Raw genomic sequence first — 24,179 nt, forward strand, 5'->3', positions numbered from 1 at the left:
CTTGCGCGCAAGAGTTTTTATTTTAACCACCTTAGACACCAAAGGCACTTTAGGGGCACCTCAGGAATTACAAGAAAGCACTTGAAGGTTTTACGGTTTAATCACCACTTCATTCCCCTTCTTGTCCAACTCCACCACTTCATAGCCCAGTTTTTCCAAACCTGGCTTGATTAGTGCTTTGTCACCAACTACCAAAATATAGGCACTCTCCGGCTTCAATACCTTTTTAGCCAGGGTGTTCAACTCCGTTTTGGTGATCGACTTGATGATGTCGCTTTGTTTTTTCGTAAAGTCAACGGGCAGGTTGTATTTGGCGATTTGGCTCAAAAACCCAGCCTTTTGGAAGCCTGTTTCATAACGCAGCGCATCCCGCTGCCCAATGGAACTTTTCATAAAAGCCAATTCAGCATCGGTCATGCCTGTATTGCGGAACTTGGTGATTTCCTTCATGAATTCCACCACCGAGCTATCGGTTGCCGTGGCTTTTACACCAGCACTCGCCACAAAAGTCCCCCAGGCCAGATCGCCGGAAAAACTGGAACGAGCCCCGTAGGTATAACCCTTGTCTTCGCGCAAATTCAGGTTGATGCGGCTGTTGAAAGAACCGCCCAGGTTGTAGTTCATCAGACCTGCTTTGAAGTATTCGCCAGTAGCATCATAGGCCATGGCAGGGTAACCGATGCGGATTTCCGATTGGGCGGCCTTGGGTTGGTCGACAAGATAGATTTTGGCTTTTTCGGTTTTGACCACTGGTTTAAATACCGGGAGTGCCACTGCTTTGGTCGACATTTTATTCAAAAACGACAGCTTGGGCAGGATATCCGCCTGTTTCACGTCGCCTACAATCACCACGTTGCTCAAGGGAGCGGAGAGGTTGTTTTTGTAGAATTGTTCTACATCCGCCAGAGTGATTTTGGCAACGGTTTCTTCCGTGCCTTCAACGGCATAACCCCGGATGTCCTTTTTGCCATAAATCATGGTGTTGAACAAATCCGATGCCACAGCAGCGGCCTGGGTAGAGCTGTTGATGATGCCCCGCATGGTGTTTTGTTTGATGCGGTTGAAGTCTTCCTCTTTTAATTTGGACCGCAACAATCGTTCTTCAAAAAGTTGTAAACTTTTGTCCAGGTTTTTGACCAGGGTATTCATGGAAAAAGTCAGGGCTGTTTCGCTGACACTTACGTTGATGCTGGCCCCGAGGTTGCGCAGTTCGTCTTCAAAAACTTCTGCCGTATAGTTTTCGGTGCCTTCCCGCAACATCTGGCTACACAAGTTGGCTAAGCCCGCTTTTTCAATCGGATCGAGCATTTGTCCCCCTTTGATGCTCAAAGACAAAGTGACCGTAGGGACTTCTGTATTCTGCGTGCCAATGATCTGGATGCCGTTGGCTAGTTTGGAGCGCCAAAGGGTGGGTACAGTAATGCTTGGATTGGTCGTTGCAACCGGCTTTTTGCTACGGTCAAAATTGTCTTTGGCTTTTACATAGGTCAAACCCGCATATTGATCAGGTGGCGCAACGTATTTGCTTTCGTCAATTTTATAGTTGTCGGCGGCTGCGGGTTTAACCTCGCCAGCCTTGGGCAGAATGCTCAAAATGACCGCTGGTTTGTTTTTGATGTATTGGTTGAATACGCGCAGAACGTCGGCTTTGCTGAGGGCACGTACGTTAGCCAATTCGGCAGGGAATTGGTTCGGATTGCCTGTAAAAGTTTGGTAAGCAGCCAATTGAGATACCTTTCCAGATACACTAGCCAAAGCGTTGATACGCCCCGCTTCGTATTGTGCTTTGAAACGTTCTACTTCTTCGTCAGTTACCCCCTTGGTTTCGAAATCGACGATGGATTTGCGGATCAAGGCTTCTATTTCTGGCAAGCTTTGGCCTGGAGTGGGCTGGATGCTGATGTTGAATTCCCCACTCAGTTCGAACGCCGAGTTGAATGCATTGACCTGCTGTGCTTTTTGGGTTTTGATGAAGTTTTGGTAAAAAACGGAGCTTTTGACCTGGACCATCAAAGCCGCTAAACAATCCAGTGCAGCCTTGTCAGGGTGGTAATTGGGTACACCGGGCAAGGTCATTTGTAAACGGGGGAAACGGATGTAATTGTCCACGTAAGAAATGTAGCGGTCTCCTTCCAGTGCAGGTACCATTTTGGGCATGTTTAGCACCTCTGGCCCACGGGGAATGCTGCCAAAGTATTTCTCCGCCAATTTGAGCACCTGAGCAGGGGTGACGTCGCCGCCCACGGTCAAAGTGGCATTATTGGGCCCATACCAGCGCAGGAAAAAACGTTTGAGGTCGTTAACATCCACCCGATTGAGGTCTTCCAGGTAGCCAATGGTCAGCCAGGAATAAGGATGGCCATAAGGGTAGAGGTTTTTGCTGCTCACTTCACCCGCTAGCCCATAAGGGCGGTTGTCGTAGTTTTGGCCGCGCTCGTTTTTCACGGTGGCGCGCTGGATTTCGAATTTTTTCTGCGTTACGGCGTCCAACAAAAAACCCATGCGGTCGGCTTCGAGCCAGATGCCGATTTCCAGTTGGTTGCTGGGCAAGGTTTCGTAGTAGTTGGTGCGGTCGCGGTTGGTGGAGCCATTGAGGGTGCCACCTGCTTCGGTGACGAGTTTGAAATGTTCTTCGTCGGCCACATTGTCGGAGCCTTGGAACATCATGTGTTCAAAGAAGTGGGCGAAACCAGACTTGCCAATTTCTTCCCGGGCCGAGCCAACGTGGTAGGTGACATCGACGTGCACTACTGGATCGGAATGGTCTTCGTGAACAACCACCGTCAGGCCATTGGCCAGGACGTATTTTTCGTAAGGGATGAGTAGCTCGCTACCATTGCGTTCTACTTTTTCAACTAGTTTGCTTTGGGCAAAAGTTTGGATGCTCAAAATCAGTAACAAACAGCAATACAAGCTGCGTAAGATGGCTTTTTTCATTGGTTAAGTGTGCGTTTAGATCCTCCTGAGAGGTGTTGTTTTGGTAGAAATGTATGGAGGGGAAAGGTAAGTCTTTTTGAAGAGGAGGGAATGATCAGGGAGTGGGAAAACGAGGATTTGTCAAAAAAAGGAAGTATGGAGGGCTCGGTGGTTTTCTAGAATTGCTAAAGCGACATTTTATTATCACAGAGGAAAAAATAAGAGGACACAAAGGACACAAAGTTAGATTATGACATGTCAACGTCTAACTTTGTGTCCTTTGTGTCCTTGTTTTTGACCTTTGTGGTAAAAAAAATGCCGCTTTGGTTACGCGTTGTACACATTAGCGAACTTACTCTCAAAAGGCCCCTCCGGGAAAATCTGCAACAAGTGATGCTTCAAATGCTCCACATAATCAACCATAATAAAACCCAAAGTGAAAGGAACCGCACCCTGGATCAAAATGGCATTTTGGAGCGTGGCAGGGTCCACCTGTCGGATCACATGCGCAAGATGCCGATTGTAGGCGATCCATAAATCAATCAAAGTTGACCACTCAGCTTCCTGGTAGTGTTGTGCACTGACCCAGAAATCCTGCGCATAGCCAGGGAATTCTAGTTTTGGCGTGGCCATGGTGCGCACAAATTTCTGCTGGTTGTTGCAAGCAGAATCGATCAGATGCCCAATGATTTCTTTGGGCGACCATTTTTCGGGTCGAGGTTTTTGTTGAGCTAAGGCCGGGCTCAATTGCCGCAGGAGTGGTTCGGCGGCGCTGAGCACGGAGAGAAGATGGTCGGATACTTCTGTCATGAGTTGAGAAGTTGAGGCGTTGAGAAGTTGAGAAGTTGAACCTCCGGTCGCTGAGCGGAGCCGAAGCCTGGGGGGTCAACTTCTCAACTCCTCAACTTATTCACTATTTTTTATCCCGCACACACCTAAATCCAGTATGTTCCAAACCCGTATCCGGGCTGGTTTTCATCCGTGCTGCTACCCGATAGCCTGAGCAATAGGTATCGTTGCAGAGGAAGGACCCACCGCGGACTACTTTTTTAGGTGTGCTGGGTTCTTCAGGATCATAACTATCGGAAGGTCCTTGCGGGTTCCGCAACAACTGCGTTTTTTGGGCATAATAATCCGGGCGGTACCAATCGGCGCACCATTCCCAGACATTGCCAGCCATGTCGTATAATCCTAAGGCATTGGCCGGGAAGGATTTGACGGGCGCTACCCGCATGTACCCATCCTCATTAACTTGTTTAACCGGAAATTCACCCTGGAAAAAATTGGCCATTTTTACGCTGACGGGTTCTTTACCCCAAGGATAAATGCTGCTGCTTTCCCCAGCCCGTGCTGCGTATTCCCACTCTGCTTCGCTGGGCAGTCGTTTGCCTGCCCATTTGCAATAAGCCACTGCGTCGTACCAACAAACGTGTACTACCGGGAGATTTTCTTTGCCTTTTATATTCGATGCAGGCCCTTGTGGGTGTTGCCAACTGGCCCCTTTGACCATCTGCCACCAATCACCTGGCCCAAGGGTCTGTAAGTTGCCGCTGCTGGGGGATTTGAAAACCAAAGAGAAGGGTTGCAGTTCTTCCGCACTGGGTAATTCGGTACCTGGCGGCACTTGTTTTTTCAGTTCCTCCAAATCAATCGCCCGCTCAGCTACCGTGATGTATCCCGTAGCAGCCACAAATATTTGAAACTGGGCATTGGTAACCTCGGTGGCGTCCATCCAAAAATCCTGCACTGCTACCGGGTGTTTGGGAAATTCATCGGCGCGTGCTTGTTCATTGTCGCCACCCATGTCGAATTGCCCGCCCTTGACTTCAACCATACCTTCCAGGCTTTTGGCCATTTCCGGGTCGGGTTTGATGTCGTCGATGGCCTTCAAAAAATCAGCGATGAGGAAATCAGCATGGGTACCGTAGGGGGAAGCACCGGAGTAGCAATGCTCATCGGCAGTGATGGGGGGTACTCCGTTGGTTTTGGGGGAGCTGGAGGATTGGCATGCCCCAAAACCAAGAAGACCCACTATTGCAAAGAGGTGAACGCGCATAATGAACAATTGGTGAAAAGCCCAAAATTAGGAAATTGCGCCTTTAATATGGACTAAACCTTTAGCGCAATCATTTAAATTTGTGCATTTCCCTGGGCTTTTCTTCCAAGTTCCATTTGCTTATACGTCTTGCGACAAAACAGATTTTTTCACATCTACCACCATGGTATGGGACCATTGGTCATGCCACATTATTCTATCTTCATTGAAAAAAATGGAGAAAGGCTCAAACGGAACCGCTCTTGCTAAAGTGCGCACCAGAATACTAATTACAGAAGGTCGAGTTCCATCATCGTAAACTACTCTGGTTCCAGTGATTAATTTTCCTAGGGTACGCCCTATAAAATATTCACATCCCCATAAATAACCAAAAGGAAGTAGGGCTAAACCTAAAAATACAAAGACGAATGAAGACTCGGCATTTTTAGCGAGATAAGTAGATTGATCTATTGCTATGATTGCAAAGTAAAGCAATGTTTGCATCACAATGCTATCGATGATGTAATTGGCTAAACGTTGTCCCACAGATGCAGATACTAAGTCAGTAATTGATTCTTCTGTTGGGGTGAAATGAAAATCGTCCAGGAGTTCTTCGTTTTGCATGATTATTGTTTTTAATGGCAAAAATAAGATTTCACTTTATCTTTTGACGGAATGTAACTCACAAAACAGCTAAAAAATTCCCGTGTTGATCATTTTATGTTCCATTTCCCCCTCATCCTTGCAACATTCCCCCTGCGCAAGAACAAGCTTAGCTGTTATCTTTGCCTAGATTAACACCAAGCTTAAAGATCGCAAAAAGCTCCACTGCTTATGAAAGGAATACTTACATTGGCTTTCATGATTCTGACATCAATGTTTCTTGGTGCGCAAGTACCTATCATCAACAGCATCAACCCGCTGAGCAACAGCGTGGGCAAGTTTCAAAAATTTGAAGCTTTGGTCGATCTGAGTGCAATGTTTTCCAACCCCTATGATTACGATCAAATTGTACTGAGTGGCATTTTTGTAGCACCTAGCGGCAAACAAGATACTGTAGACGGCTTTTACATGCAGGATTTTAGCCTAAACACCTCTACGGGTAACCTAAACGCAATGGGTAATGCTGGTTTTCGGATCCGGTTTTCACCCACCGAAACGGGTATCTGGAATTTTAGCTTAAAAATCAAAACCCCCTCTAGCGAAAGTGCAACCGTCAACGGAACCTTTGAATGTACTGACTCGAACAATCCGGGCTTTGTGCGCAAAAATACCACCAACTACCTTTCCTTCGATAGCGGAGCGCCTTACATCCCAGTAGGCCAAAACCTATGCTGGCAACGCAGCAATGCCTACTTGGACTATAAAAAATGGCTGGGCTCCATGGGGGCAGCTCAAGCCAATTTTATGCGACTCTGGCTAGCCCATTGGGGACTAGGCATTGAGTGGCGCAATGGCAATGGCTTCGAGGGCCTGAAGCGCTACCGCCAAAACAATGCCTGGTACATCGACTGGATGTTGGAAGAATGCGCCAGACAGGGGATTTACATGATGTTTTGCATCAATCACCACGGCCAAGTTTCGTCCAATGTGAACCCCAACTGGAGTGAAAACCCCTACAATGCCGCCAATGGCGGCCCTTGTGCCCAAACCTGGAATTTTTTCGACCTTCCTGCCGCAAAGAACCTACACAAAAACCGTCTCCGTTACATCGTAGCTCGTTGGGGCTTCAGTACCCATGTGATGGCCTGGGAGTTGTTCAACGAAGTGAGTTTTACCGATCAGTTTACCACCCCTTCGGTGCGTAATGCCGTACGCACCTGGCACGATGAGATGGGTCAATACCTCAAAAAACTCGATGCCCGCAAACACCTCGTCACCACGAGTTACGGCGGTGACGAAGACCCTGAATTGTGGCGCTTGAGTTCGATGGATTTTACCCAAAATCACCTCTATGCTGAAGTAGACAACATCGAAAAAGCGGTGTCGGGCAAAGGCATCGATAACCTGAGTGCTTTTGGAAAACCCACTTACGGTGGTGAATTCGGCATCAGTGTAGGCGGCGAGGGCCTGTCGAATATCGACCCCAATGGCATTCATGTCCACAATACCATGTGGGCTTCGGCTTTTTCCGGAGCTTTGGGGGCGGCCGCTACCTGGTGGTGGGACAATTACGTGGAACCCCGCAATTTGTACCCTTTGTTTACACCCTTGAGCAAAGTTTTGGCCAAAGTCCCCTTGTTGCAAGGCAACTTCAAACCGGCCAGTGCCCGCAGTACAGGTGGCGGTAGCGGCGAACTCTCTATTCCCCCGGTATCGGACTGGGCACAGGCTACGGACAATAAAATTGTGGTGGATGAAACGGGTGCGGTTAAGCCCGACAATGCCCGTCTCGGGCGCTTCCTTTATGGTTCCTCATACAACACCCAATTGCGCAATCCGCCCACTTTTGAAGTATTTTTGCCTTCAGGAGGTAAATTCAAAGTGCTGACAGGCAGTGGCAAGGGGCAGAATCCCTCGGTAGCCATTTACCTCGACGACAAATTGATCAAAGACAATCCCAATGCCGCCATCAATACCACGTTTAGCATCGATGTACCAGCCGGGCCGCACCGCATCAAGGTGGATAACCTGGGTACAGACTGGATCAACATCGGTGCCTACCAAATTGAAGGTGTGGCCACCTCGCCCCACAACGTATACGCCGTGCAGTCTGCCAATCGGGATATGGCTGCGGGTTGGGTGCACAATGCCAAGTACAACTGGCGCTATGCGCGCGATCTGGGTGTTCCCACTGCAATCATAAATGGTGGGCTAACCCTGAACGACATTCTCGAAGGAACTTATAAAGTCAGTTTTTACGATTGCACTACCGGGAATTTGACGACGACCCTCAAAGGGCTCAAAACCCAGGGGGGGAAACTTAATTTTGGCGTTCCCGATTTTTTATGGAACTTGGCTTTCATCGTTGAAAAAGACGACAGCACTGTTCCCACCCTGGAAGTTTCCCTCGATGTTTCCATCAACATTTACCCTAACCCGGTAGCCATTGGCGCAGTTTTACAAGTGGATACCCGCAATTTGCCCAATGGGGAGTATCGAATTGATGTATTCAATGTGAGTGGCCAATTGACGAGCCAAAAAATCATCAATGCAATGGGACAAATTGAGGCAATTCCTACAGTAGGGTTGATGCCAGGTGCGTATTTGTTGCGATTGAGTCAAGGGGATAGGGCTACGGTAGTGCGTTTTGTGGTGCAATAACAGGTTTACTGCCCATTTTATATTTTTTGAATCTACATCGTCGATCATGCAACGTATAGGTATTTTGCTGCTTTTTTTGATGCTTTCAGCAAGGATTGCATTTGCGCAAGAGCCCACCTTCAGTCGTTTGCCCGAAGACATGGTCGTGTCCAATGTGGCTGCCACTGCCATGTACCAGGACAAACAAGGTTTTTTGTGGATTGGCACCTGGAATGGTTTGTACCGCTATGATGGATACAATTTGAAAAAATTCAAACTCACCATCACTTCCCCAGACGAAATCAAGGGCGAAAAAATCATCGCCTTGTACGAAGACCGGGAAGCTTACCTCTGGGTGGGGACTGAAAATACTGGCTTGTATCGGCTGGATCGAACTACTGAAAAATTCAAAGTCTACCAACACGACCACAATCAAAAAAATTCCTTGCTCGACAATCGGGTAGGCAGCATCTTTCAGGATGACCAGGGAAAAATCTGGGTGGGTACTGGGCGCGGTTTATGTGTTTTGAACCAAGACCATACTTTTACCCACCAAAAAGACTCACCCATTTCAAACACAGAAATTGTAAAAACCATTCGTGGGCGGGATGGTTCCTATTGGTTCGCTACAACCTACGGCGTGTACCGAGGAATATTGAGTACCAAAGGGCGGTTTTCCATCACCCGAATGGACGTCGTTCCTGCAAAAGCAGAGGCTAGTCAAGAGGCTGCCCACAACCACGTTTACGACATTGTAGAAGACCCCCGCAAAGACAATCTTTTTTGGATTGCTACCCGGGGTGGGCTCAAACGACTGGATTTTGCCAACAACCAAATTCAACACATCCAGGCTTCCCCCAATGGGCTATCCAATAATTTGACGACCAGCATTGTATTTCCTTCCCAGTATGGCGATGGCGGTTTTTTTATTGGCTCTGATTATGGCTTGAACTACTACATCCCGGAGAAAGGGATTTTTAAACGTTATTTCCATATCCCCCAACAAAGTGGCTCCCTCCACGCCAGTACGGTGCTGACTTTATGTGAAGACCGGGTTGGCCAGATTTGGGTAGGTACGAATAAAGGGGTGGGAAAAATGAATTTCCAACGCAATCCCTTTGCCGCCATCCACTTTCCAGAAGATGTGAGCATCAACAGTATGGCCTACGCCAACAATCGGGTTTGGGCTGGAAGTTTTGGGCAAGGCATTTTTGAAATCATTCGCAAGCAGGGACAAGTAAGCACCCGGCGGATTTCCTTGGGCGGCCAGGCAGATTTTATCCATGCTTTACACGCCGATAAACAAGGCAACATTTGGGCGGGTACTCGTGGCGAAGGCCTCATTGTATTCAATGCTGACAACCCGTCCCAACGCAAACAATACACTGTAGCCAATGGCTTGAGTCACAATTACCTGATGAGTGTGTGGGGCGATGCACGAGGTTTGATTTGGATAGGCTCCTGGGCTGGTGGACTCATCCGGCATGACCCTGCAAAAGGGACCTTCCACATCTACCGCAAGGTCAAGGGTGGCGGGAATCTGGACCAATTCCCGATAGTACTGACTTTTGAATACAAAAATGAAGCAGGCGAAAATGTCCTCTGTGTGGGCACGCGTGGAGGAGGTTTGCTCGAATTGTTGTTGGATAAGGAAGGGTTTCCTCAAAAACTCTTGCGCAAATCCACCAATAACCCTACCCAGGCCAACACCATTTCCAGCAATTTTATCAATTGTTATTGGAAAGATGCATTTGGCCGTAGTTGGGTTGGTACTGAAGATGGTCTCAATTTGTGGAATCAAAAAAAAGGGACCTTTAAACAATACTTCAAAGCTGATGGCCTGCCCGACGACATCATTCAATCGCTGGCCGAGGATGAAAATGGTCATCTTTGGGTTTCCTCCACTCGGGGGCTGAGCCGCTTTTCGCCAGAAATGGACAAAAAGGACTACGCCCGGGTATTCGATACTCAGGATGGATTGCCTTCTAATTTTTTCAACTCCAATGTGAGTGTGTACACCCAGGATCGCCATGTGTTTTTTGGGAGCAACAGCGGGATTTTGTATTTTCAACCGCACCAGATTCGTGAAAACCCCATCGCGCCCACCGTAGAATTGGTTGATTTTCGACTCTTTAACCATTCCATCGGGGTGGGGGACAAAGTGAACAATCGGGTGATTCTTCAGCAAAATATTGGATCTACGCCTGAATTGGTGCTGCGCTACAATGAGAACTTGTTTTCCATCGAGTTCGCGGCCATGCACTTTTTGGAACCGTATAAAAATCAATACAAATTCCGCTTGCTGGGTTTCAACGGGGAATGGATTCCATCAACTGCCAAGGAGCGAGTTGCACATTTCAGCAATCTTTCTCCGGGACGCTACACCTTTGAAGTTCAGGCAGCCAACAACGACGGGCTTTGGGCCAAAGAACCCGCAGTGCTCAAAATTCGCATCCTGCCGCCATTTTGGTTGACTTGGTGGGCTTACCTCATCTATGCCGGACTGATTGCTGGGGCCATACTGATGTACCGTCAAAGCATTCTACTGCGGGAAAAATTGCGCAACCAGGTGAAAATGGAGACCTTCAAACGGGAAAAAACGGAAGAGCTCGGGCAAATGAAAATCCATTTTTTTACCAATATCTCGCACGAACTGCGCACGCCGCTAACTTTGTTGTTTTCGCCCCTGGAAGACCTACTCAAGCGTGAACAGACCGATCCCTCCACCCATGAGATGTATACCCTGATGTACCGCAACGCCGAACGATTGAAGGGGATGATCGATCAATTGTTGGAGTTCCGCAAAATTGAGGAAGGTTTGATGCACCTGGAAGTGGTGGAAATGGATTTGGTCCGTTTTTTCAAAAACATTGCCATTGCCTTTCGCGATTTGGCACGGCATCGCAACATCCAGTTCAATTTTGTCACCAGTGTAGACGAACTGAGGGCCTGGGTGGATCGCGATCTACTGGAAAAGGTGCTCTTTAATCTACTTTCCAATGCCTTCAAGTACAGTGATGATGGAGGAAATATTCAAATGAAGCTGGAGAGCGATGGCAAACAAGTAATTTTCTCCCTAGAAGACGATGGGATCGGGATATCTACAGAAGAACTGCCTCATATTTTTGAACAGTTTTACCGGGCCCGATCGAGCCAGCACGGCAGTCGCAGACAAGGAACCGGAATCGGCCTGGCCCTGGCCAAAAGTATTGTAGAGTTGCACAAAGGAAGCATCGAGGCTTTCAGTATGATCCACCGGGGATCGGTGTTTGTGGTGAAATTGCCACTGGGTAAAGACCACTTCCCGGCAGAGGTCATCCGACTCAATTACCGCGATCCAGAGGATTCCGATCATTATCCTTACGATGAAAACGGAGTACTGCTTGAAACCCCACAGGAAGAAATCATCCAATCCGATAATCCATTGGTGCTGGTGGTAGAAGACAATGCCGATATCCGCACCTACATCCGCCGCAGCCTGCATCCCGATTACGAAGTGATCGAAGCAGAAAATGGTCAGGAAGGTTTGGAAAAAACCCGCAAGTACATCCCTGATATCATTATCTCGGATGTGATCATGCCGGAAATGGACGGCTTTGAATTGTGCCGTACCGTAAAACAGGAAGAAGCAACGGCGCATATCCCGGTTATTTTGCTGTCGGCGCGCTCATCCCAAATGTATCAGGTGGAGGGTTACGACACCGGTGCGGATGACTACATCAGCAAACCCTTCAGCATCGACCTCATGCAGGCGCGCATCCGCAACCTGCTCAACAACCGGGAACGCATCCAACGGCATTTTGATCAGGAGTTTGCCCGCAAACACGAAGTGGACATCTCTCCCGCCGAACTCAGCATCAACCACCTCGACAAGCAGTTTTTGGAAAAATGCATCGCCCTGGTGGAAAAACACATCGAAAACCCGGACTACTCCGTAGAGCAAATGAGCCATGAACTGCTGGTAAGCCGCATGCAACTCTACCGCAAAATCAAAGCCATCACTGGCGAATCGCCCAATCATTTTATCCGCACCATCCGGGTCAAACGGGCGGCCCAACTGCTGGAAAAGGGCTACTCCGTAGCAGAAACCACCTACAAAGTTGGCTTCCAGGACTTGAAGTATTTCCGGGAGTGTTTTAAAAAGCAATTTGGGATGAATCCTTCAGAGTTTGTGCAACAGATTCCGAAAATTTCGAGTGGCTTGAATTGATGGCTTAGATGTGTCTTCGGTGTCTTCGGTTTCTTAGGTGGTGAAATAAGCTCCTTGCGAAGCAAGATTTTCACCACCTAAGAAACCGAAGACACACCTAAGCGTAGATACACCATAGGTTAAAAACACTTTTCGCAGGAGAGTTCAGGAAGGCCACTATTCCCCTTTTGTTTACCTTTGTCGGACAAAGCTCAACAAACAAAAGCAAGAGATGTCCACCACCACATTCAAACACGTAAGCTACCTCTGGGATGAAGCACACGCTGCATCCCTGGCAGGAAATGAGGTCGACCTGTTCATTTATCGCTCCAACCTGCTGGGAGCTGACCTGCGCCTTACCAACTACGCAGGCGGCAATACTTCGGTCAAAATTGACGAAACCGATCCCCTCACGGGCGAAAAAGTAGAAGTGATGTGGGTCAAAGGTTCGGGTGGCGACATTGGCACCTTGACCAAATCGGGCTGCGCCAATCTCTATGTAGAAAAACTGCATACCCTCAAGCGCCGCTACCGGGGACTGGAGTTTGAAGATGAAATGGTGGACTTGTTCAACTATTGCCTTTTTGACCCAAAATGCGCAACTCCTTCCATCGATACCCCCTTACACGGCCTTTTGCCTTTCAAGCACATCGACCACTTGCACCCCGATGCCCTGATCGCCCTGGCGGCCAGCAAAGACGGTGAGGCCATCATGCACGAAATCTGGGGTGATACCATGACCTGGATTCCCTGGCAACGCCCAGGTTTTGACCTCGGCCTGCAATTGGAAGCGGCAATTAAAGCTAATCCCAACTTGCGCGGCTTGATTTTGGGTGGACACGGTTTGTTTACCTGGGGCGACACTGCCTATGAGTCTTATGTCAATACGCTGGAAGTAATCGAAGCGGCTTCCTTGTATTTGGAAAAAAATTACGGCAAAAAACGTCCTGTCTTTGGTGGGGCCAAGCGGGAGTCTTATGCCCCTGCCGATCGCGCTGAAAAAGCCGCTGCAGTAATGCCAACCTTGCGGGGGCTGGCTTCCAGCTACCGCCGGATGGTGGGGCATTTTACTGATGACCCCCGGGTTTTGGAGTTCATCAATTCCAATGATTTGGAGGTATTGGCACCGCTGGGCACCAGCTGCCCCGATCACTTTTTGCGCACCAAAATCCGCCCGCTGGTACTGGATGTTCCGGCTGAAACGGCGGATTTGAAGGCGCACATCCTCCAGCAATTTGAGGCGTATCGCGCCGATTATGCGGCCTACTATGAGCGTTGCAAACACCCGAATAGCCCGGCCATGCGCGACCCCAACCCAGTGGTGATTTTGTACCCTGGGGTAGGCCTATTCACTTTTGCCAAAGACAAACAAACGGCCCGGGTAGCTGCCGAGTTTTACATCAACGCCATCAACGTGATGAAGGGCGCCGAAGCGGTATCCAAGTACGTGGGGCTGGCCGAACAGGAAGCTTTCAACATCGAATACTGGTTGCTGGAAGAAGCCAAGCTCCAGCGGATGCCCAAGCCTAAGGCCCTTTCGGCCAAAATCGCCTACATCACCGGGGGCACGGGAGGTATCGGCAAAGCCATCGCCGAAATCCTCATCCAGCAAGGTGTGGTCGCCGTAGTCGCTGACCGCGATCGCCTGGAAGAAACGGAAACCGAACTGAAGAAAAAATACGGCAAAGACGCCGCAGTGGCCGTTGCCATCGACGTGACGAAGCCGGACGCGATTGCCGATTCGCTGCAAAAGACCATTTTGGCCTTCGGAGGGGTAGACATCGTAGTGAACTGTGCGGGTTTGTCGATCTCCAAGCCGCTGGAAAGTACCGAAATTAAGGATTGGGACATCCTGCAAGACGTGTTGGTCAAAGGGCAATTCCTGGTAAGCCAGCAGGCTGTAGCCATCATGCGTGCGCAGGGCCTGGATGGGGACATTGTGAATATTGCCAGCAAAAATGGCTTGTTCGCGGGACCAAATAATGTGGCTTATGGTACTGCCAAAGCCGCCCAATTGCACATGAGTCGCTTGTTAGCTGCTGAACTGGGCAAGGACAAAATCCGGGTGAATTCCGTGAACCCTGATGCGGTTTTGCGCGGCAGCAAAATTTGGGAAGGTGACTGGGCCGAAGGTCGTGCCAAAGCCTATGGCATCGCCGTGGAAGACCTGCCCAAAATGTACGCAGCGCGCACCCTGCTCAACGAAGAAATTTTACCAGAAGACATTGCCAAAGCCGTCCTCGTATTTGTGGATGGTAGTCTCTCTAAATCCACCGGGAATATGTTGAACGTGGATGGGGGCGTGGCGATGGCGTTTACGAGATAGCAATGAGCCATCAGCAGTCAGCTATCAGCCAGCTTTACGCCTGAAATTCTGATAGCTGACTGCTCATAGCTGATAGCTGATAGCTAAAGTATGTACCACCTCCACCTCAATCACAAGTCCAAAACGCCCAAATACAAACAAATCGTAGAGTCTATCATCACGGATATTGAACGGGGATTGTTGAAAAAAAACGACCAATTGCCTTCGATCAGTGAGATGAGCGCCCACTACGATTTGGCCCGGGATACCGTAGAAAAAGCCTACCGCGAACTACGGGAACGGGGATTCATTGTCTCGGTGCAAGGCAAGGGCTATTACGTGTCAGGTGGGAACGATGGTAAACTGCGCATCCTACTCATTTTTAACAAACTCAGCTCCTACAAACGACTCATTTATTACTCCTTCCTGCAAGAGCTGGGCGAACGGGCACAAGTAGATCTCCAGGTACACCATTACAACGCCAAATTGTTTGCCGACATCATCGACCGCAACCTGGGCAAGTACAATCACTACGTGGTGATGCCCCACTTTGTACACGACCTGGACAAAGTGAACCTGGAAGCGGTGATGCAGACTATCCCTGCGGAGGAGCTGTTCTTTTTGGACAAAGATTATCCCAACTTACCCACCAAACACAGCGCGGTTTTCCAGGATTTCCAACGCGACATTTTTAACGCCCTGCTCTCGGCCAATGAACTACTGCAAAAATACCAGCAAATGGTGCTGGTGATGCCCAGCGACGGCAACTATCCCACCGGAATTGCCCGGGGTTTCCACAACTATTGCGTCAACTACAAAAAGACCTACCGCATCATCGAAACAGCTACGGATGACCCCATTCAGGTGGGTACGGTGTACTGTGTGATTGAAGAAACCGATCTGGCGGAATTGATCAAAAAAATCCGCCAGACCAAGCTCCAAATGGGTCAAAACATTGGCCTGATTTCATTTAATGATACCACACTCAAAGAGGTATTGGACATAACCGTGATTACTACTGATTTTGAGGCCATGGGAAGAACTGCGGCACAACTCCTTTTGGAAAGAAAACAGGAAAAAGTGAAAAATCCGTTTTATTTGGTGCGCCGGGGGAGTTTGTGAGGCGCCTAATTATTCCAAATTTCTCCTTTCCCCATTTTCAACATACATGTCCTCATCTTTTTTAATTCCTATCCAAAAGATGTTTTGCCAGAATGATCATGCATTGTATCATTTGCTCAAGGCCCTCAATTTTTCAATACTTTCAATATACGCCGTTCTTGCTCCCATTGGCACTCCAACAGATAAATCCCGGCAGGCAGGTCAGGCAAATCGGAGATTTCATTTTCTGTGCTCAAATCTCCTTGTTTTTTCCATACGCTGAGGCCTTGCAGGTTACGCAGGATCAGAGTGACTTCCGATAACGGTTGTGCCACGCGTAAGTGTAAGGATTCCGCAACTGGATTGGGGTAGACCTGAATTTGGGGTAGGTCACTCGTGATGGAAAATGTTGGCGTGGTGGTTGATTTCAAAAACCAGGCCTGCGCCGTTGGGTCTTTTTGAAAATAGTCAAACATCAACTGCCCAATTTTGTCCTCGCCCAGGCTGGTCAGGTGCAGGCCATCTTCGCCCACATCAAACTGGCAATCCAGTTTGAACCCGTCACTGCGTGGTAAGCCAGCATTGCTCCAGTGGTAAGACCCCCAGGTGACGTGGGGAATATTGGCAGCTGTGCCAGTGGTAATGTAGCCCGGCTTTTGTTGATCCGCATTCTCAATCAGCCATTTGATCGCCCAACCAGAGTAATAATCCCTTGGAAAAAGCAGCCCCTTCCCTACCCCACCCGGCACTGGAGTGGCATAGCCCGAAAAAGCCCGGGCTGAAAAATACACCAGTTTCAGGTTGGGGTATTTGTCGTGCAGGACTTCCAGAAGCAAGCGGTAATCTTCCATCAGTTGCAGGGGAGCACGGGGGAAGAGGGTGTCGCCCGTTTGGGTATTGTCGGTTTCCACCCAGGCGAGTTGCACCTGTTTGTCGCTCAGGCCGCTGGTTTTTAGCGTATTGGCAGCGCTTTGCCAGTAATTGTCGGCGGCATCGTTCATTTTTTGTACCCCCTGGCCGCCAATGCAGGTGTTGACGAGTACCAAATTGGGGTTGATGCCCGCAAAGGCCATGGCTTTTTGTTTGAAACGTTCAAACTCGGTGCGGGGATTGGAGGCACCCACTCCGATCATCACGATTTTTCCTTTGGCATCACTTTGTCCCTGGAGGTTCAGTGGTTTTACCTGAGCAATTTGCTGCTGGATGGTGCGGAGTTGGGCAGCAGGGCGTTCGTTGCGGCCATTGGCATACAGGCCGCCGAGGTAACCTCGGTAGTTTTGGCCTTGTAAGTCGATGAGAGGGGTGTTGCTGGAAGGCTGGATGGAGCAGTCTTTTTGGGCTTGAAGGCTAAGGGAAAATAGAGTAATTAAGAGTGTAAGGATTTGGCGCATAGGTTTTTGTTTTGAGGGTTAATGGTATGGGGATAAGCCAGTTTTTGGGGTTTTGTACTCATGAGGCTTCATCCTCATTTCTAAGGATTTTTCCCCCCTCCCGTTTTGCGGTGATGTTTGGCCCAACGGATTGATCGAACTTTGATCCATCAATCAAATGAATCGTTCATCCATCAAGAACAACACCATGAAAAATCGAACAGCTGCTTTTGCGCCCTGGATACTTGCTTTGATCATCTGTTTTGTAAGCACTGCTTGTGAATTGATGACAGATCCGGGCAAAGACATTGATGCCTTGCTGGAGGAAACCAACAATCTCAATAGCAATGACCCAAACGCCATTTATACTTGTGTAGAAAAGGACTTGAAAGTTGAAACCCACCAGGGAGTAGCCGCTCTACGCACCAAACTCTGGCCAGTAGGGCAAGTGCTTCGGGTAAAATTCATGGATAGTTTGAGCAGTACGCTCCGCTTGCGCATCGAAAAAGCAGCGCGCGAATGGGAATTGTATGCCAATGTACGCTTGCAATTTGTACGCAGGGGGAAAGCGGAAATCCGCATCGGCTTAAACCCGCGTGAAGGATCCTGGTCCTACATGGGGCGGGACGCCTTGTATCTGGATTCTTTGTCCAAAACGATGAATTTTGGTTGGTTTACCGACCGGACACCTGATTATGAAATCCGGCGCACCACGCTCCATGAGTTTGGGCATGCTCTGGGCTTGATCCATGAGCACCAAAACCCTCTGCAAAACATTCAGTGGAACGTCGAAAAGGTCTATACCTATTATGCGCAAACCCAGGGTTGGAGTCGGCAGGATGTGGATCAAAACCTCTTCCGCAAATACAGCAGCAGCCAGACTCAGTTCTGCCGCTACGATCCATTGTCCATTATGCATTATTCCGTTCCCAAACAATTGACCCTGGATGGATTTGAAGTGCGCTGGAATTTTCAGCTTTCAGCGGAAGATAAGAGCTTCATCGGGCGCATGTATCCTTTTAAAGGACCACGGCTGACTAGCTGTCCTTGATAAATGACGATTTATTCGAATGACGAATGACGAATTTTTGAAGCGTTGTCTCTATTCGTCATTCGTTATTCGAGAAATTCGTCACTTGTTCCATTCGTTAAGGATTTCTGAAGGAAACTTTAAAGTTATGTTTAAGTGGCATTCAGAAGTGCTAAAATGAATTCGCCCAAACGTTCTAGGGGCATATTCAATTTCAAAACCAAAAAACAACGATAACAATGAGAACTTTGCAAGCAATAGTAGCTGTCCTGACGCTGGTGACTTTTTCAATTGACAACGGCCAAGCCCAAAAAAACAACACTGTGATCAACCCAAAAGTGGGGGTAAATCTCTCTGCCGTGGATGGTAATCTGGGCGACTTACAGGCTGCCGCAAAAGTAGGCTGGAACGCTGGTGTAGATTTCCGGGTGGGCGGCAAAAAATTATTCCTCAGTCCTGGTTTACATTTCAACAACTATACGGCACGTCTGCTGAACGATATCGATACCGATACTCAGGTTAATTTTAAGGATGAAACCACTATCCAGGCTCTGAAAGCTCCTGTAAACATTGGCTTCGACATCACTGGAAGAAAACAATTGCTTAACCTGTACCTGAAAGGTGGAGTGACTCCAACGATGGTGCTGGCGGTGAATGAGAAAGCAGGCATTCCGTTTAGCAAAGATGACCTCAAGACTTTCTCCTGGGGTGCCAACGTGGGTTTAGGTATGGACATCACCATCCTGACTGTGGACCTGAACTACGAAATTGGTATGTCCGACTACTTTGCGAATACTACTGGCCGGAACAATGTGCTGACTTTGAGCGCGGGAATCCGGTTTTAGTTGAGATGTTGAGAAGTTGAGGCTACCGCGAGCGATGCCGGTCACTGAGCGAAGCCGAAGTCTAAGGATCGCTCGCGGTAGCCTCAACTCATCAACTTCCCTACGATATATTTATCATGGCAATAATCAGTGTGCGAAAATGGGACCACCTGGCGGAGTGCGCCAGGTGGCTTTTTTGTTTTCAGCGAAAACCGATCTAAAAAAAATAGGATGCAGGCACATCCAAGGTACCTGCATCCATTTTTAAAGCCCAAAGCTTTATATCAAAACCCGATTAATAGCAAGGGTTCTGCTTCAAGTTTTTGTTGGCATCCAACTGAGCACGTGGCACTGGCCACAATTGCTTACATGGCTGCGAAGCAGGCTTCCATTGACGTGCCTCATCATATTTGCCAAAACGGATCAAGTCCGAACGACGCCATGATTCGAAAAACATCTCACGACCACGCTCTGCCAAAAGGTTGTCAGCAGTCAAAGATGTAAATGGAGCCACCGCAGCACGAGCACGGATTTGGTTAACCAAAGCCAACGCAGTTGCATCTGCATTGTTCTTACGCCAGAGTGCTTCTGCTTTAACCAATAGGATATCAGCATAGCGGAAAATTTGGAAATCCGTATTTAAGTCGGGTGTAGACTTAGCTGGGAATTCAAACTTACCAATACGTACACCAGCCTGGCGGAAACAGTTAGGGAAGTGAGCGTTAATTTCTGGTGTAAACACCAAGCCTGGGCCATCAGGGTCATCAGCAGAACCATCCTGCAATTGATCCTTGCCATTTGCTTTGAACTGCTTACCAGCGAGGAAGTTACCACGAATAGCCTGATTGTCACGTACGCCTTTACGAGCATCTCCATCTTCGTAAGAATTGTAAAACTCTGCCAAAGAACAATAGCCATTCCAAGGTTGATCCCTCAATTCAAAGGTTTCCTGACTTGCGTAGTGCAAAGTCATTTGAGGAAGGTTGAAGCCAGTTGCATTTACTTTGTCATAAGGAATCACAAAGATGCTTTCAGAAGAACCTGCATTGTCAGAGTTAAAGTTGGCAAAGTAGTTGCTTGTCAGGGCAAACTGGCCAGAGTTGATGATTTCATCAGCAGCAGCAATTGCCTTGTCCCACTCGGCAGCACCTTTATACACTTGCGCGTTCAGGTACAATTTGGCCTGGATGGCTTTACCTGTGTAGTAGTTGATACGTGCATAAGCACTACCACCTTTAACTTTAGGCAAGTTGGGCACGCTTTCATTCAATTCCTTTTCAATAAAGGCGAATACTTGAGCACGAGTAGCGTTTGGTGGAGCAAAACCTTCTGGCACGTCAAAACGATCAATGATTGGAACGTTTCCAAAACCATCGATCAGCCACAAATACCAGAGGGCACGTAAAGCTCTCAACTCCGAAATAAAGGGAGTTGCCAATGCAGGATCCACTGATCCGTTATTGATCAGTTCATTGAACTGGAAGATCAAACGATTACAAGTACTCACCCCTCCGAATAAGAAATTCCAGGCGTTATCCAGGTTACCATCTGCAGGGTTATATTCAGCGCGGTGGGCGTTAAGCCATACCCCGCCATCATACCAGTCACCACCACGTTGGGGGATCATGGCTTCGTCAGAAGACACTTCTTGTAATGACATGTAACTGCCATGGTTTTGATACCCGTACAAACGGGTGTAGGCAGCACCTAATGCGGCAATAAATTCCTCATCAGATTTGAAAAACTCGTCGGCCTTGATTTGGTCGTACAGCTCTTCTTCAAGATCTGAGCAAGATTGATTGAACGCGATCACGAAAAGGCTAACCAAAAGCGCCTTAAACCAATATTTTTTCATGATTGCTCTTTATTTTAAATTAAGATTTATGAAACAATTAGAAACCCAAGTTCAAACCAAAGGTCATCGTTCTCGTCATGTAGTAAGTGTTCCGGCGATCGATACCAGGAGACAAAATTGCATTTGCACCTCCTTGTTCGATGTCAGCCAAACGAATTTCAGGATCAGCACCACTGTATTTGGTCAATACAAACAAGTTCTGACCAGCCAAGTACAAGCGAACCTTGTTGAAGCTGCTGCCAGGCTTGAGGTTGAACGTATAACCAACTGTAGCGTTATCCAACTTGAGGAATGAACCTTTTTCAACTTGGTAGCTAGAGAAACGAGCACCGTCAGTCAACTTTGGATTGAAATAATCATCGGCTTTAACACGGTTCCAGCTCAAAGTGTTCAGGGTTTCGTAGAAAATACGGTATTGGTTGATCAGGTCATGACCAAATACTCCACGGAAGAACAGGTTGATGTCCAATTGGTCTACCTTAAAGCTATTGCCCCAACCTAATTCCAAATCGGGCAAACCATTGCCAATTTTGGTGTCGTCGTCGCGGGTAATTTTGCCATCACCATTCAAATCCTTGAATTTCCAAGTACCATTATCATTTACGCCATCATAAATTGGACCCCAGAAATCACCAATGTCACCACCTTCAGTAACGCGGATCATGTTGGTTTCATTCAAACCTGGAGAACCAACTCCAGCCAGGAACAATTCAGAACCAAATGCAAAGTCTGGGCTAGACAAAGACACCAGTTTGTTCGAGAAGTAGAAGGTTGGCGTCAAAGATAGATCATAAGAGAAGTTCTGCTTTTTGATCACATTGTAGTTCAAGGCCAATTCCAAACCGGTGTTCTGCATTTCACCCAGGTTCAACCAAGTGTTAGGGAAGAGGTTTGGTGGAACAGGAACTGGTGCGAAGTACAGCAGGTCACTAGTCGTACGGTTGAACAGGTCCAAAGAACCATTCAGGCGGTAGTTCATGAACGAGAAGTCCAAACCGATGTTCAAGTCAGCCTGTTTCTCCCACTTCAAGTTTGGATTGGGATTGGAAACAGGTGCGTAGCTAGGTACAAATGCTCCGTTGTAGAAGAAACGACCTGCCTGACCAAAACGCTGGATTGAAAGGTAGCTTTCGCCAGGAAGGTTACCCGCTACCCCGTAGCTTACCCGCAGTTTCAAGGCATCGGCAAAGTCAAGGCCCATAGCTTTTACCAAGTCTGCGCCAATACCAAAGCCTGGGAATACTGCATATTTATTGCCTTCACCAAAACGAGAGTTACCCTCACGGCGTACACTCACCATCAGATTGTAAGTATCGTCAAAGCTCAGGTTCAAACGAGAGAACATTGCCACCCCTTCAAAACCATTGCGGTAGGAATAAGCTGAACTCTGTCCTGTAGAATAAGATAAGGCGTCGCCCAAGCGGTTATACCCAAACACATCAGTCAAAAAGTTGAATGCGCTGGAGCCCAATCCTTGAAAGTCAGCACTTTGGTATTCGTAACCAGCCAAAAGACGGAAATCAAGTTTGCCAAAATCTTTGGAATAAGTAGCAGTGAAAGTTGCTTGTTGAGTCGTTTGCTGGTTGGTAAGGCGGTTGGCAATACCACGGCTGTCAGCACCACCACCAAATTTGGCTGTACGACTGAGGTATTGGCCATTCAATTGGGTGTTGCGCTCCCGAGAGTAAAAACCGGAAACTTTCAGATCTTTGGTCAGATCGTACTCCAATTGTAAACTTCCCAAAAAGTTAGTCAACTCACCCTCGTTTACGTTTTGCTCAACGATAGATACCGGGTTGAAATAATCAAACAGGTTTTCTTCATAATAGCCGCCAAAACGTGCATTATCCGCAGCAGTAGAGCGGATTGGAGCAGTTGGGTTGTACAACAATGCATAACGCATCGCGTCGTTGAACCCGAATCCTGCTTTTGTATTCGTGATAGACAAGGTAGAACTCAGACGCAATTTACCATCCAAAGCATTTTGGTTAAAGGTAAAACGACCGTTCATAGACTCACGACCAGTAGTTCTCAGGACACCTTCGTTGTCACGTACGTTGAAAGATACCCGATAGTTTCCATCACGAGTACCACCAGACATAGACAAGTTGTGGGTGTGCCCAATGGCAGTTTGAGTAATTGCGTCTACCCAATCTGTGCTGGCTCCACGGTCAGTGAAGCTGGCTAAGTTGGCAGCAGGAATACCCAAAGAAGGAATTTCACGCCACTCAGCAGCGGTCATAATTGGCAAAGTACGCATTCTGCTAGTAGAGCTCAGGAAGCCGTTGTAGTCCACCGTAAATTTACCAGCCTGACCTTTTTTGGTAGTAATCAATAAAACGCCGGAAGCACCACGAGTACCATAAATGGCTGCTGCAGAAGCATCCTTCAGTACTGTGATGTTGTCGATGTCGTTAGGGTCAACGTTGTCCAAAGAACCACCGATGATCCCATCAATTACAATTAAAGGAGAGCTGTTGGCACCCAAGGTAGACAAGCCGCGCAAACGGATTGCGAAACCTTCATTAGGGTTACCACCGGGACGAGAAATGGACAGACCCGCAACTTTACCCTGCAGCAATTGTGCCGCGCTGGTTACGTTACCGCCGTTAAAATCTTTAGCTTTTACACTCACGATTGCACTGGTTACTTCACGAGCTTTCGCCGTACCGTAACCTGTTACCACCACTTCGTCCAGCAATTGGCCAGCAGCAAGGGCAATGTCCATAGTAGTTGCACTACCAATGGTTACTCTTTGAGTAGTATAACCTGTGTAAGAGATTTCCAGTTCGGTTGCACCTGCTGGAACCTCCAAGGTATAAGACCCATCGAAATCGGTAACTGTACCTGTGCTGGTACCTACTACGAGGATGTTGGCACCGATGAGCGCTTCGCCGTTGCTTTTGTCGGTAATCTTACCGGAAAGCGTGCGCTGGGCGAAAGCGAAGTTGCACAAAAGAATTGCAACTGCCGCGAGAAGCCACCTCGAGCAATAGCCGACTCTAAGTTTCATACATTATTAGTGTTTTGTTAAAAAAATTGTGCTTACATCAAAATCGTCTTCCTTTCAGAAGACTTGTGTATAGGAAACCCACCTCACAGTAGGGATTCTTTCACTGCAAATGATTCATAAACAATTATCTCTTTTCGTATTTTAACTGCGCTTATTTGCTGGGATAGGCTTTTTTCCCGAATTGGTGTGTGCATTACACTAACTGACCGGGCGTAAAAGTCTAAAATAAGTATGAAAAAACCAAGAATAGGCAAAAAGATTTTCGGGATATTTTGTTTTACCAAATTATATTGTGAAT

At 47.9% G+C, this 24,179-nt stretch carries 14 protein-coding genes; 6 read left to right on the top strand and 8 right to left on the bottom strand.

Going from position 1 to position 24,179, the window contains the following annotated elements:
• Positions 1–90: 90 nt before the first annotated feature.
• From SFV55_RS01890 to SFV55_RS01905, 4 genes are all read right to left on the bottom strand, one after another.
• On the bottom strand, positions 91–2,937 hold the full coding sequence (locus SFV55_RS01890) for a pitrilysin family protein (RefSeq protein ID WP_320027753.1): 2,847 nt from the start codon (positions 2,935–2,937) through the stop codon (positions 91–93).
• A 306-nt stretch (positions 2,938–3,243) separates the two neighbouring features.
• Positions 3,244–3,726 (bottom strand): DinB family protein, encoded by a 483-nt coding sequence (locus SFV55_RS01895; protein ID WP_320027754.1) that lies wholly within the window; start codon positions 3,724–3,726, stop codon positions 3,244–3,246.
• Positions 3,727–3,829: 103 nt separating this feature from the next.
• Complete coding sequence (locus tag SFV55_RS01900) at positions 3,830–4,972, bottom strand: formylglycine-generating enzyme family protein (protein ID WP_320027755.1); 1,143 nt, start codon at positions 4,970–4,972, stop codon at positions 3,830–3,832.
• 120 nt (positions 4,973–5,092) lie between these two features.
• On the bottom strand, positions 5,093–5,575 hold the full coding sequence (locus tag SFV55_RS01905) for an RDD family protein (RefSeq protein ID WP_320027756.1): 483 nt from the start codon (positions 5,573–5,575) through the stop codon (positions 5,093–5,095).
• A gap of 237 nt (positions 5,576–5,812) precedes the next feature.
• On the opposite strand from SFV55_RS01905, the gene SFV55_RS01910 reads away from it, so the two are divergent.
• From SFV55_RS01910 to SFV55_RS01925, 4 genes are all read left to right on the top strand, one after another.
• A complete protein-coding gene (locus SFV55_RS01910; protein ID WP_320027757.1) occupies positions 5,813–8,215 on the top strand; it encodes a DUF5060 domain-containing protein in 2,403 nt (800 codons plus the stop codon).
• Positions 8,216–8,261: 46 nt separating this feature from the next.
• On the top strand, positions 8,262–12,404 hold the full coding sequence (locus SFV55_RS01915) for a two-component regulator propeller domain-containing protein (protein ID WP_320027758.1): 4,143 nt from the start codon (positions 8,262–8,264) through the stop codon (positions 12,402–12,404).
• A 211-nt stretch (positions 12,405–12,615) separates the two neighbouring features.
• Entirely contained in the window at positions 12,616–14,709 is a 2,094-nt protein-coding gene (locus SFV55_RS01920; RefSeq protein ID WP_320027759.1) for a bifunctional aldolase/short-chain dehydrogenase, read from the top strand.
• Between the two features lie 90 nt (positions 14,710–14,799).
• Positions 14,800–15,810 (top strand): GntR family transcriptional regulator, encoded by a 1,011-nt coding sequence (locus SFV55_RS01925; protein WP_320027760.1) that lies wholly within the window; start codon positions 14,800–14,802, stop codon positions 15,808–15,810.
• A 125-nt stretch (positions 15,811–15,935) separates the two neighbouring features.
• On the opposite strand, the gene SFV55_RS01930 is transcribed toward SFV55_RS01925, so the two are convergent.
• Complete coding sequence (locus SFV55_RS01930) at positions 15,936–17,180, bottom strand: T9SS type A sorting domain-containing protein (protein ID WP_320027761.1); 1,245 nt, start codon at positions 17,178–17,180, stop codon at positions 15,936–15,938.
• A 187-nt stretch (positions 17,181–17,367) separates the two neighbouring features.
• On the opposite strand from SFV55_RS01930, the gene SFV55_RS01935 reads away from it, so the two are divergent.
• Together SFV55_RS01935 and SFV55_RS01940 are read left to right on the top strand one after the other, a co-directional pair.
• On the top strand, positions 17,368–18,210 hold the full coding sequence (locus tag SFV55_RS01935; protein ID WP_320027762.1) for a M12 family metallopeptidase: 843 nt from the start codon (positions 17,368–17,370) through the stop codon (positions 18,208–18,210).
• A 218-nt stretch (positions 18,211–18,428) separates the two neighbouring features.
• Positions 18,429–19,034, top strand: a complete 606-nt coding sequence (locus SFV55_RS01940) for an outer membrane beta-barrel protein (RefSeq protein ID WP_320027763.1) — start codon at positions 18,429–18,431, stop codon at positions 19,032–19,034.
• Between the two features lie 274 nt (positions 19,035–19,308).
• Here SFV55_RS01940 and SFV55_RS01945 read toward each other — a convergent pair whose 3' ends face one another.
• The 3 genes from SFV55_RS01945 to SFV55_RS01955 form a co-directional block, all read right to left on the bottom strand.
• The gene (locus tag SFV55_RS01945; protein WP_320027764.1) at positions 19,309–20,868 is read right to left on the bottom strand and encodes a RagB/SusD family nutrient uptake outer membrane protein; all 1,560 of its coding nucleotides are present in this window, start codon (positions 20,866–20,868) and stop codon (positions 19,309–19,311) included.
• Positions 20,869–20,905: 37 nt separating this feature from the next.
• Positions 20,906–23,881, bottom strand: coding sequence for a SusC/RagA family TonB-linked outer membrane protein (locus SFV55_RS01950; protein WP_320027765.1), 2,976 nt, complete (start codon positions 23,879–23,881; stop codon positions 20,906–20,908).
• A gap of 83 nt (positions 23,882–23,964) precedes the next feature.
• Positions 23,965–24,179, bottom strand: a 215-nt coding sequence (locus SFV55_RS01955; RefSeq protein ID WP_320027766.1) for a hypothetical protein, incomplete at its 5' end; no start/stop codon positions are given.

Source organism: Haliscomenobacter sp. (assembly GCF_033763495.1).
GTDB lineage: Bacteria > Bacteroidota > Bacteroidia > Chitinophagales > Saprospiraceae > Haliscomenobacter.

Excerpts from the sequence above, each read along its gene's own strand:
- SFV55_RS01890 (WP_320027753.1), bottom strand. The coding sequence starts at position 2,937 with ATGAAAAAAGCCATCTTACGCAGCTTGTATTGCTGTTTGTTACTGATT.
- SFV55_RS01895 (WP_320027754.1), bottom strand. The coding sequence starts at position 3,726 with ATGACAGAAGTATCCGACCATCTTCTCTCCGTGCTCAGCGCCGCCGAA.
- SFV55_RS01900 (WP_320027755.1), bottom strand. The coding sequence starts at position 4,972 with ATGCGCGTTCACCTCTTTGCAATAGTGGGTCTTCTTGGTTTTGGGGCA.
- SFV55_RS01905 (WP_320027756.1), bottom strand. The coding sequence starts at position 5,575 with ATGCAAAACGAAGAACTCCTGGACGATTTTCATTTCACCCCAACAGAA.
- SFV55_RS01910 (WP_320027757.1), top strand. The coding sequence starts at position 5,813 with ATGATTCTGACATCAATGTTTCTTGGTGCGCAAGTACCTATCATCAAC.
- SFV55_RS01915 (WP_320027758.1), top strand. The coding sequence starts at position 8,262 with ATGCAACGTATAGGTATTTTGCTGCTTTTTTTGATGCTTTCAGCAAGG.
- SFV55_RS01920 (WP_320027759.1), top strand. The coding sequence starts at position 12,616 with ATGTCCACCACCACATTCAAACACGTAAGCTACCTCTGGGATGAAGCA.
- SFV55_RS01925 (WP_320027760.1), top strand. The coding sequence starts at position 14,800 with ATGTACCACCTCCACCTCAATCACAAGTCCAAAACGCCCAAATACAAA.
- SFV55_RS01930 (WP_320027761.1), bottom strand. The coding sequence starts at position 17,180 with ATGCGCCAAATCCTTACACTCTTAATTACTCTATTTTCCCTTAGCCTT.
- SFV55_RS01935 (WP_320027762.1), top strand. The coding sequence starts at position 17,368 with ATGAAAAATCGAACAGCTGCTTTTGCGCCCTGGATACTTGCTTTGATC.
- SFV55_RS01940 (WP_320027763.1), top strand. The coding sequence starts at position 18,429 with ATGAGAACTTTGCAAGCAATAGTAGCTGTCCTGACGCTGGTGACTTTT.
- SFV55_RS01945 (WP_320027764.1), bottom strand. The coding sequence starts at position 20,868 with ATGAAAAAATATTGGTTTAAGGCGCTTTTGGTTAGCCTTTTCGTGATC.
- SFV55_RS01950 (WP_320027765.1), bottom strand. The coding sequence starts at position 23,881 with ATGAAACTTAGAGTCGGCTATTGCTCGAGGTGGCTTCTCGCGGCAGTT.